General features: G+C 70.3%; 9 protein-coding genes. 8 read left to right on the top strand and 1 reads right to left on the bottom strand.

Going from position 1 to position 9,465, the window contains the following annotated elements:
- The first annotated feature begins 114 nt into the window (after positions 1-114).
- Positions 115-891, top strand: coding sequence for an RNA polymerase sigma factor WhiG (whiG, locus tag ACFWWQ_RS18710; RefSeq protein WP_384597459.1), 777 nt, complete (start codon positions 115-117; stop codon positions 889-891).
- 237 nt (positions 892-1,128) lie between these two features.
- Complete coding sequence (locus tag ACFWWQ_RS18705) at positions 1,129-1,668, top strand: TetR/AcrR family transcriptional regulator (protein ID WP_384597561.1); 540 nt, start codon at positions 1,129-1,131, stop codon at positions 1,666-1,668.
- Between the two features lie 137 nt (positions 1,669-1,805).
- Here the strand turns inward: ACFWWQ_RS18705 and ACFWWQ_RS18700 are convergent, their stop codons facing one another.
- Positions 1,806-2,639 (bottom strand): murein hydrolase activator EnvC family protein, encoded by an 834-nt coding sequence (locus tag ACFWWQ_RS18700; RefSeq protein ID WP_384597458.1) that lies wholly within the window; start codon positions 2,637-2,639, stop codon positions 1,806-1,808.
- Positions 2,640-3,711: 1,072 nt separating this feature from the next.
- Here ACFWWQ_RS18700 and rpsB point away from each other — a divergent pair.
- From rpsB to ACFWWQ_RS18670, 6 genes are all read left to right on the top strand, one after another.
- Positions 3,712-4,611: a 30S ribosomal protein S2 gene (gene rpsB / locus ACFWWQ_RS18695; RefSeq protein ID WP_384597456.1), complete on the top strand. Its 900-nt coding sequence runs from the start codon at positions 3,712-3,714 to the stop codon at positions 4,609-4,611.
- Positions 4,612-4,709: 98 nt separating this feature from the next.
- A complete protein-coding gene (gene tsf / locus ACFWWQ_RS18690) occupies positions 4,710-5,546 on the top strand; it encodes a translation elongation factor Ts (RefSeq protein ID WP_384597454.1) in 837 nt (278 codons plus the stop codon).
- 211 nt (positions 5,547-5,757) lie between these two features.
- Complete coding sequence (gene pyrH / locus ACFWWQ_RS18685; RefSeq protein WP_384597452.1) at positions 5,758-6,531, top strand: UMP kinase; 774 nt, start codon at positions 5,758-5,760, stop codon at positions 6,529-6,531.
- A gap of 176 nt (positions 6,532-6,707) precedes the next feature.
- Positions 6,708-7,265 carry a ribosome recycling factor gene (gene frr, locus ACFWWQ_RS18680; protein ID WP_384597450.1) on the top strand — a complete coding sequence of 186 codons (558 nt, stop codon included), beginning with the start codon at positions 6,708-6,710 and terminating at the stop codon, positions 7,263-7,265.
- On the top strand, positions 7,265-8,464 hold the full coding sequence (locus ACFWWQ_RS18675) for a phosphatidate cytidylyltransferase (protein ID WP_384597448.1): 1,200 nt from the start codon (positions 7,265-7,267) through the stop codon (positions 8,462-8,464). The genes frr and ACFWWQ_RS18675 overlap by 1 nt, the downstream gene beginning before the upstream one ends.
- 294 nt (positions 8,465-8,758) lie before the next feature.
- A complete protein-coding gene (locus tag ACFWWQ_RS18670) occupies positions 8,759-9,061 on the top strand; it encodes a hypothetical protein (protein WP_384597446.1) in 303 nt (100 codons plus the stop codon).
- Positions 9,062-9,465: the final 404 nt, after the last annotated feature.

Raw genomic sequence — 9,465 nt, 5'->3', positions numbered from 1 at the left:
ACACCCCCCCCCACCCCCCGAGCTGGGGCCCTCGCGAACCACCCCCCAGCCGCCCCCCCCCCCCCCCGGGCGGCGCCCCCGCCCCCCCCGCCCCCCCCCCCCCCCCGCGCCGGCGTGCGCCCCGCCGCCCCCAGCGCGCTCGACGATCTGTGGCGTTCCTACAAGCGAACCGGCGACGAACGCCTGCGGGAACAGCTGATCCTGCACTACTCACCACTCGTCAAATACGTCGCAGGACGCGTCAGTGTCGGCCTGCCCTCCAACGTCGAACAGGCCGACTTCGTCTCCTCCGGGGTCTTCGGGCTCATCGACGCCATCGAGAAGTTCGAGCCCGAACGGTCCATCAAATTCGAGACCTACGCGATCACCCGCATCCGCGGCGCGATGATCGACGAACTGCGGGCGCTCGACTGGATCCCCCGCTCCGTACGGCAGAAGGCCCGCGCCGTCGAACGTGCCTACGCGACCCTCGAAGCCCAGCTGCACCGCACCCCGTCGGAGTCCGAGGTCGCCCGCGAAATGGGCATCTCCCTGGAAGACCTCCACGGCGTCTTCAGTCAACTCTCCCTGGCCAACGTCGTCGCCCTCGAAGAGCTCCTGCACGCCGGGGGCGAAGGCGGCGAACGCCTCAGCCTGATGGACACGCTGGAGGACACCGCCGCCGACAACCCCGTCGAGATCGCCGAGGACCGCGAACTGCGACGGCTGCTCGCCCGCGCCATCAACACCCTGCCCGACCGCGAGAAGACGGTCGTCACCCTCTACTACTACGAGGGCCTCACCCTCGCCGAGATCGGCAACGTCCTCGGCGTCACCGAGAGCCGGGTCAGTCAGATCCACACCAAGTCCGTCCTCCAGCTGCGCGCCAAACTCGCCGACGCGGGACGGTGAGCGGGGCGGGCGCCCGGGGCGGCTTCGCGGGTGTCGAGCTGGCCCCGCCATCCGGGCCATCCGTCCGGCTGGACTGCCTTCGGTGCCGAGTCGGCCGTCGGGAGGTGTGGGCCCCACTCGGCCCCGTAGCGGTGCGGCCCGCCGTGGAGCCGACGCGGAGTGCCACCAGGCGCCGCCCATCCGTAGAGTGGTCAGGTGCCCAGGATTCGAGCGGCCTCAGTGGCCGAGCACCGAACGATGCAGCGCGACGCCCTCTTGGACGCCGCCCGCACCCTGCTGTCCGAAGGCGGAACGGAAGCCCTGACCTTCCCCGCACTCGCCGAGCGCACCGGCCTCGCGCGGTCATCCGTGTACGAATATTTCCGCTCCCGCGCCGCCGTCGTCGAAGAGCTGTGCGCCGTCGACTTCCCGGTATGGGCGGCGGAGGTCGAGGCGGCCATGGAACGCGCCGACACCGACGAAGCGAAGATCGAGGCATACGTACGACGCCAGCTCGCCCTGGTCGGCGACCGGCGGCACCGCGCGGTCGTCGCCATCTCGGCAGGAGAGCTGGACGCCGGGGCGCGGGAGAAGATCCGGGCCGCCCACGGCGGACTCATCGCCATGATCGTGAAAGCGCTCGCCGGCCTCGGCCATGCCCAGCCCCGCCTGGCCGCCATGCTCCTCCAGGGCGTCGTCGACGCCGCCGTCCGCCGCATCGAACTCGGCGCCGCGGAGGAGCCCGAAGACATCACCGAGGCAGCGGTCGCCATGGTCCTGCGGGGGGTGCGGGGCTGAGGGGGAGGGCGGGGGTGGGCTTGGTTGGTTCGATCCTTGGGGGCTTCCCTTCCCCCTCCCCCCGCCCCACCCACCCTCCTCCACACCACCGCGTGCGTCGGCCCGACTGTCTCAGCCGCTCCGGCCCCGCCGCTACCTCACCACCAGGCACTCAGGGCACGGTGCCCCGTCGGCTGACGCGTCCCGGGCGGCCGGCGTCCTGATCGCGCTGCTCCGGCCCTCCACGTGGCCCCGGCCCGAGCGGGTCGCCAGGCGATACCTGGCCCCATTGACCGGCGCTCGCCGCTCACCCCACCCACGACCGTCCCCCTGCTCTCGAACGTTTCCCGCCCCCGTTCGCCCCGTCCGTGTGAGGTCCCGCCGTCCGGGGGTGTGTCCGGCGGAACCGGGACGTCCGTGAGCGGGAGGAGCCGTGACGGGCCGCGTTGCTGCATACGCGGAGGAATCAGGGTGAGCGGATCGAGGTAGCTCCTCCCGCGCAGGAGGCCCCAGTGGAGGCAGGGCTCGTGGCAGTGGAACGGCCCCTGCTGGAGGACGCCGACCGGCTGACCCGCGTCCACCCGGTCGCCTTTGCGGACCGAAGCTCGCACCGGCTCGTACGTCGTACGTAGTGGTGGCTCTCCGGTGCCGGACAGCTGGATGGTGAGGACGCCCCGGCCTGCGACGACTCCGGCGAAGGTGACCTCGCCGGGCGCGGCGGCCCGGACGGTGGTCCCGGGCGCCGCCGCCAGATCGACGCCTCGGTGCCCCGGCGCCCAGGGAGCGGGCGGCGGCTCCCAGCCACGCAGGATCGTGGGCCGGGATCCTGTTTCGCCGTCCACCGGCCAGGCGCGGTCGGCAGAGGCAGGAGGCGTGGCTTCCGCGGCCTGCGGAGCGATGGGCCCGGGCTCGGCCGGTGCCCCACGCCCTCCCGCGCGGGCGGCCGCCACACCGGTGAGCGCGGCGAGAGAAGCCAAGGCCGCGAACGCCATCAGAGCGGCGAGCGTTCTGGCCGAAACGCCCGTGACCTGCAGGGCAACGCCACCGGCCGGGATATGCGGCACACCGTGCGGCCGCGCGGGCCCGGACTCCGGCGCCTGGGCCAGGGGGCCCGGCACGGGCATCAAGCGGCGTGCGTAACCCTGCACAGTGCGTAGGCAACGTCCGAAGCCGGATGTGTCCGGCACGTGGGACCGACGGCCGCGCGTCGTTGCACCATGCGAGCCGGATCGGCGTGCCGATGGAGCGGCCGCGTCGAGCCGCGTGACCGGGGCCTCTTCGGTGGTGCTCCGGCACCGACCGCGTGGCAGGGGCCCGCTCGACCGTGACGGTCGAGTGCGGCACCGCGCACTCAACCGACCGAACCGCGGAACGCGCCACGGCCGATGGCTGCCCGAGGCGGGCGAAGGAAGGACCGACGTACGAGGCCCGGAAGGGGGCGAAGGGCGGAGGCGGCCGGGCAGGGCGCGGAGGCTGGGGAGAGGCGGGAGAAGTCGCATGGATCGACGGTGACGCAGTCCGAACGAGCGCGGGGATCTTGAACCAGATCTGTGGGTAACTCCGCGTCTGTGGAGAAGCTCCTCACCCGATCCAGTGAGCGCCCGGGCCTCCGGCTTTGAGTGCCTGTGCCCTCGAAGGCTCCGGCGCTCCCCTCGATGGCAACCCCATGCGCGACGCCCCGTCACGGTCTCCCCGAGAAGAACCAATGCGGCCGGCACCTACCGACGACGTCCCCATGGCGCAGCCCACCGCGCCAGGCCCACGGGGCCACCCGGGCCATCCACGAGTCCCGGTGCAGGTGAGGCAGCACGGGGCGGCACCATGCGAGAGGCGTGTGTCGCTGAGCGCGTCGGCCGTCCCGTACACTTCTGGTGGCGATCCGGGTCACCGGGTCGACTTCGCACGCCCCGCCGCCAGTGCATCAGTCCCCATCGGGCAGCACGGTGGCCGCGCCCCTCGGTCCTAGGACGGTTCCGCAAGGTTCCCTCCCCGGCAGGCGCGTCGGGGCGTCAGGCACCGCAGCCGACCGGCCGCGGTGGAACCGAGAAAACAAGGAGCACGGCCATGGCCGTCGTCACGATGCGGGAGCTGCTGGAGAGCGGCGTCCACTTCGGGCACCAGACCCGCCGCTGGAACCCGAAGATGAAGCGTTTCATCTTCACGGAGCGCAACGGCATCTACATCATTGACCTGCTCCAGTCGCTGTCGTACATCGACCGCGCCTACGAGTTCGTCAAGGAGACCGTCGCCCACGGCGGCTCGGTCATGTTCGTCGGCACCAAGAAGCAGGCCCAGGAGGCCATTGCCGAGCAGGCGACCCGTGTGGGCATGCCCTACGTGAACCAGCGCTGGCTCGGCGGCATGCTGACCAACTTCTCGACCGTCTACAAGCGTCTGCAGCGCCTGAAGGAGCTCGAGCAGATCGACTTCGAGGATGTGGCCGCGTCCGGCCTCACCAAGAAGGAGCTGCTGGTTCTCTCCCGCGAGAAGGCCAAGCTGGAGAAGACCCTCGGCGGTATCCGCGAGATGCAGAAGGTGCCCAGCGCCGTCTGGATCGTGGACACCAAGAAGGAGCACATCGCCGTCGGTGAGGCCCGGAAGCTCAACATTCCGGTCGTCGCGATCCTCGACACCAACTGCGACCCCGACGAGGTCGACTACAAGATCCCGGGTAACGACGACGCGATCCGCTCCGTCACCCTGCTCACCCGCGTGATCGCCGACGCCGTCGCCGAGGGCCTCATCGCCCGCTCCGGTGGCGCCGAGGCCAAGGGCGAGAAGGCCGCCGGAGAGCCGCTGGCCGAGTGGGAGCGCGACCTGCTCGAGGGCGACAAGAAGGCTGACGAGGCCCCCAAGGCTGACGAGGCCCCCAAGGCCGAGGAGAAGCCCGCCGAGGCCGAGGTCGCAGCCGAGGCCGAGGTCGCGGCCGAGGAGAAGCCGGCGGCCGACGCCGAGCAGGCCTGACCTCAGACCGGTTGACGACGGCGGGGGACGGTGCCACAAGCGCCGCCCCCGCCGTCCACCCGTAGATCTTTCGACTTTCGAGAAGAGATTCACAGATCATGGCGAACTACACCGCCGCTGACGTCAAGAAGCTCCGCGAGCTGACCGGCGCCGGCATGATGGACTGCAAGAAGGCCCTGGACGAGGCCGAGGGTAACGTCGACAAGGCCGTCGAGGCGCTGCGCATCAAGGGTCAGAAGGGCGTCGCCAAGCGCGAGGGCCGCTCCGCCGAGAACGGCGCCGTGGTCTCCCTGATCGCCGACGACAAGACCTCCGGTGTCCTCGTCGAGCTGAAGTGCGAGACGGACTTCGTTGCCAAGGGCGAGAAGTTCCAGGCCGTTGCCAACGAGATCGCTGCGCACGTCGCCAAGACCTCCCCGGCCGACATCGAGGCGCTGCTGGCCTCCGAGATCGAGGCCGGCAAGACCGTCCAGGCGTTCGTCGACGAGGCCAACGCCAACCTGGGCGAGAAGATCGTCCTGGACCGCTTCGCGCAGTTCACCGGCGGTTACGTCGCGGCCTACATGCACCGCACCATGCCCGACCTGCCCCCGCAGATCGGTGTCCTCGTCGAGCTCGACAAGGAGAACGCCGAGGTCGCCAAGGGCGTCGCCCAGCACATCGCCGCGTTCGCGCCGAAGTACCTCGCCAAGGACGACGTGCCGGCCGATGTCGTCGAGGCCGAGCGCCGCGTCGCCGAGGAGACCACGCGCGCCGAGGGCAAGCCCGAGGCCGCCCTCCCGAAGATCGTCGAGGGTCGCCTCAACGGCTTCTTCAAGGACGCGACGCTGCTCGGTCAGCCGTTCGCGCTCGACAACAAGAAGTCGGTCGAGAAGGTCCTCCAGGAGGCCGGTGTCACCCTGAAGCGCTTCTCGCGCATCAAGGTCGGCATCTGAGCGAGCCGGAACGCCCCGCGCCACCGGGACCGGCCGCCACGGCCGACCGCTTGGCGCAGGGCAGCGAATGACCCGCGGCCCCATTAGGGTCGTACGCAGTCGGCCGCACACCGGCCGGCCGCAGATGTGACGAGGAGGCCATTGCCGCACAGGGATCTGGACCAGACCCACGGCAATGGCCTCCTTCGTATGTGTACGAGGAGAGCTTCACATGAACCACGGTGCCGACGGCTCGGATAAAGCCGGCAATCCCGACAGTGACGGGAAGGGACGCTTCCTGCTGAAGCTGTCCGGCGAAGCGTTCGCCGGCGGCGGAGGTCTGGGCGTCGACCCCGACGTCGTCCACGCCATCGCACGCGAGATCGCCGCCGTGGTACGCGACGGCTACGAGATCGCCATCGTGATCGGCGGCGGCAACTTCTTCCGTGGCGCCGAACTCCAGCAGCGCGGCATGGACCGGGCCCGCTCCGACTACATGGGCATGCTCGGCACGGTCATGAACTGCCTTGCCCTCCAGGACTTCCTGGAGAAGGAAGGCATCGACTCCCGCGTCCAGACCGCCATCACCATGGGGCAGGTCGCGGAGCCGTACATCCCGCTGCGCGCCGTGCGCCACCTGGAGAAGGGCCGCGTCGTCATCTTCGGCGCCGGTATGGGCATGCCGTACTTCTCCACCGACACCACGGCCGCCCAGCGTGCCCTGGAGATCGATGCCCAGGCCATGCTGATGGGCAAGAACGGCGTGGACGGCGTGTACGACGCCGACCCGAAGAAGAACCCCGACGCGGTCAAGTTCGACGCTCTCGAATACGGCGAGGTCATCACCCGCGACCTGAAGGTCGCCGATGCCACCGCCATCACGCTGTGCCGTGACAACAAGCTTCCGATCCTCGTCTTCGAACTGCTCGCCGAGGGCAACATCGCGCGTGCGGTGAAGGGTGAGAAGATCGGCACGCTCGTCAGCGATCAGGACACCCGGGCCTGACGGCCCCAACTGCCGCGCGGGCACGGGGCGTCGCCCCGCGCTCCGCGGCACCTCCCGTGCACGGGGACGAGACCGGCACGGGGATGGACAACCGCCTGCCGGTCGGACACCGTGCAGGAGTGGACGCGCGGCAGGGGCGAGGCTCTGCTTCTTACGAATAAGACCAGGAGCAAGTGGTGATCGAAGAGATCCTCCTCGAAGCCGAGGAGAAGATGGAGAAGGCCGTCGTGGTCGCCAAGGAGGACTTCGCCGCGATCCGCACGGGGCGTGCGCACCCGGCGATGTTCAACAAGATCGTGGCGGACTACTACGGTGCGATGACGCCGATCAACCAGTTGGCGTCGTTCTCGGTTCCGGAACCGCGGATGGCCGTCGTGACGCCGTTCGACAAGAGCGCCCTGCGCAACATCGAGCAGGCGATCCGCGATTCCGACCTCGGCGTCAACCCGAGCAATGACGGCAACATCATCCGTGTGACGTTCCCGGAGCTGACCGAGGAGCGCCGCAGGGACTACATCAAGGTCGCCAAGACCAAGGGCGAGGACGCGAAGATCTCGATCCGCAGCGTCCGCCGCAAGGCCAAGGAGAGCCTGGACAAGCTGGTCAAGGATAAGGAGAGCGGCGAGGACGAGGTCCGCCGCGCGGAGAAGGAGCTCGACGACACCACCGCGAAGTACGTCGCGCAGGTGGACGAGCTGCTCAAGCACAAGGAATCCGAGCTCCTCGAGGTCTGATGAACGAGTCATCCTGGGGGGCCTCGCCCGGCGCCGGTCCCTGGGGGCCGGCGCCGGACCACGGGGCGGCCCCCGCACCGCATGGGGCGTCCCCCGCTGCGGCGGGGCACTCATACGACGGGGGAGCGGTCGCCCGGACCCGTCCGCTGCCCGTCGTGCCCGACGCCGGCCGACACGAGGACGACGACCGGGACCACCGGGGCCCCCGGGATGACCCGAACCACCGGGACGACCGGGGGGCCACTCGCCCGAGCGGCCCCCTGTTCCGCGACGAAAAGCCGCAGGAGCTCATGGCCACGCCTTTCCCCGGTTCCCCCGGGCCCGATGGCTCGACGGACCCGCAGAAGCCTCACCTGACGGAGCCGGAGAAGCCCAAGAAGAAGAGCGCGGGGCGTAATCTGCGCGCCGCGATAGGGGTGGGCGTCGGCCTCGGCGTGGTCATCCTCGCCTCCCTCTTCGTCTACAAGCCCGTCTTCGTCGGCGTGATAGCGGTCGCCGTCGTCGTGGGTCTGTGGGAGCTGACCGCGCGTCTTGCGGAACGCAAGGACATCCAGGTACCGCTGATCCCCCTCGCCGTCGGCGGCACCGCCATGGTGGTCGCCGGGTATGTCCTCGGGGCCGGTGGCGCGTGGGCGGCGATGGCGCTTACGGCCCTCGCCGTTCTGGTGTGGCGGATGACGGGGAAGCCGGAGAATTACCTGCGGGACGTCACCGCGGGCGTGTTCACGGCGTTCTACGTCCCGTTCCTCGCCACCTTCGTCGCGCTGATGCTCGCCGCCGGCGCGGACGGCCCGCAGCGGGTGCTGACGTTCCTGCTGTTGACCGTCGTCAGCGACACCGGGGCATACGCCGTGGGGTGGCGGTTCGGGAAGCACAAGCTCGCGCCCCGGATCAGCCCCGGCAAGACGCGGGAGGGCCTGGTCGGTGCCGTGCTGTTCGCGATGGTCGCCGGTGCGCTGTGCATGGAGTTCCTGATCAAGGGCGGTGTGTGGTGGCAGGGCCTGTTGCTGGGCCTCGCCGTCGCTGCCAGCGCCACCCTCGGCGACCTCGGCGAATCCATGATCAAACGGGACCTCGGCATCAAGGACATGGGCACCCTGCTGCCGGGGCACGGCGGCATCATGGACCGGCTCGACTCCCTGCTGCCCACCGCTCCGGTCGTCTGGCTGCTCTTTGTGATCTTCGTGGGCACGGGATGACGCCTCCGTCCCACACCTGAGACCGCCTCCGTCGCCGCGTGACGGGAAGCCCCCTGCCGACGGGAAACCGTTGGTAGGGGGCTTCCGTGTTGGGTACGGGGCGGCCGCATGGGGCGGTGGGCACCTCATCGCCCCATGCGGCGGTGCGCCATGCGGTGCTCCCATGCTCGAAATGAGGAGGCCGGGCGGGCGAGGGTTTCCGCCAATTGGCCGTGCGCACGGGGCGGCACGTGACGGGTCCGTCAGCGGCGGCTTCGTGCGTCGAAGGCGGAGCCGGACGGAACGGTCGGCAGTATGGGCTTCGTCTCCGCCGCATGGGGCCTCAAGCCGCCGGGACTCAACACCTACGGCCTGATGGGCAGCGACACCGCACATCAGATCACCAAGGACGATCTCCAACCAGGAGACGCCCTGGTCGCCGGGGACCACACCGTCCTCTTCGGCGGCTGGGCTGACGCGTCACACACCAAGTACGTCGCGCTGGAGGACAACGGTTCCCAAGGCACCGTCTCGCATGTCATCCCCTACCCCCATCTACTCGGGCGACGCCGCCCAGGAGAGGGCGGGCGGGCACCCGTACGTGCCCTATCGCCGTAACGGTCTCTGAGTTTGCTGGGGGCGACGACGGGGCGACGGGACGGCGGCGTGCGCCACGCACCGGTCAAGGTCCCGTACTCCTGCTCAGGAGACATCTACGAGATCACCCTCGGCCCCGCAGGCGCCGTCACCCACCTCCGCGAGGTCTGGCGCTCGTGACCGCAGGCAGGCAGGCCGCGCCCCGTACCCGGGCTCGCGGGGTGACCGCCCCCACCTTCGGTACGGCCCGGCCCGCCTCAGGGGTCTGCGACACTGGATGCACCATGCCGAAGCCCGGAGAACTCACCTTTGTCGCGGGGGGGGGGGGGCGGGGGGCGCCCCCCCCCCCCCCCCGCGGGACACCGCGGGGCGGGGGGGGAGAGGGAGGGGGGGCTGCGGCGAGTGCACGGGGTGGGCAGCTCGCT

The organism is Streptomyces sp. NPDC059080 (assembly GCF_042739975.1).
GTDB classification, from domain to species: Bacteria; Actinomycetota; Actinomycetes; order Streptomycetales; family Streptomycetaceae; genus Streptomyces; species Streptomyces benahoarensis.
The sequence above is the reverse complement of the archived record's forward strand: the minus strand, read 5'-3'. Positions and strand labels throughout refer to the sequence as shown.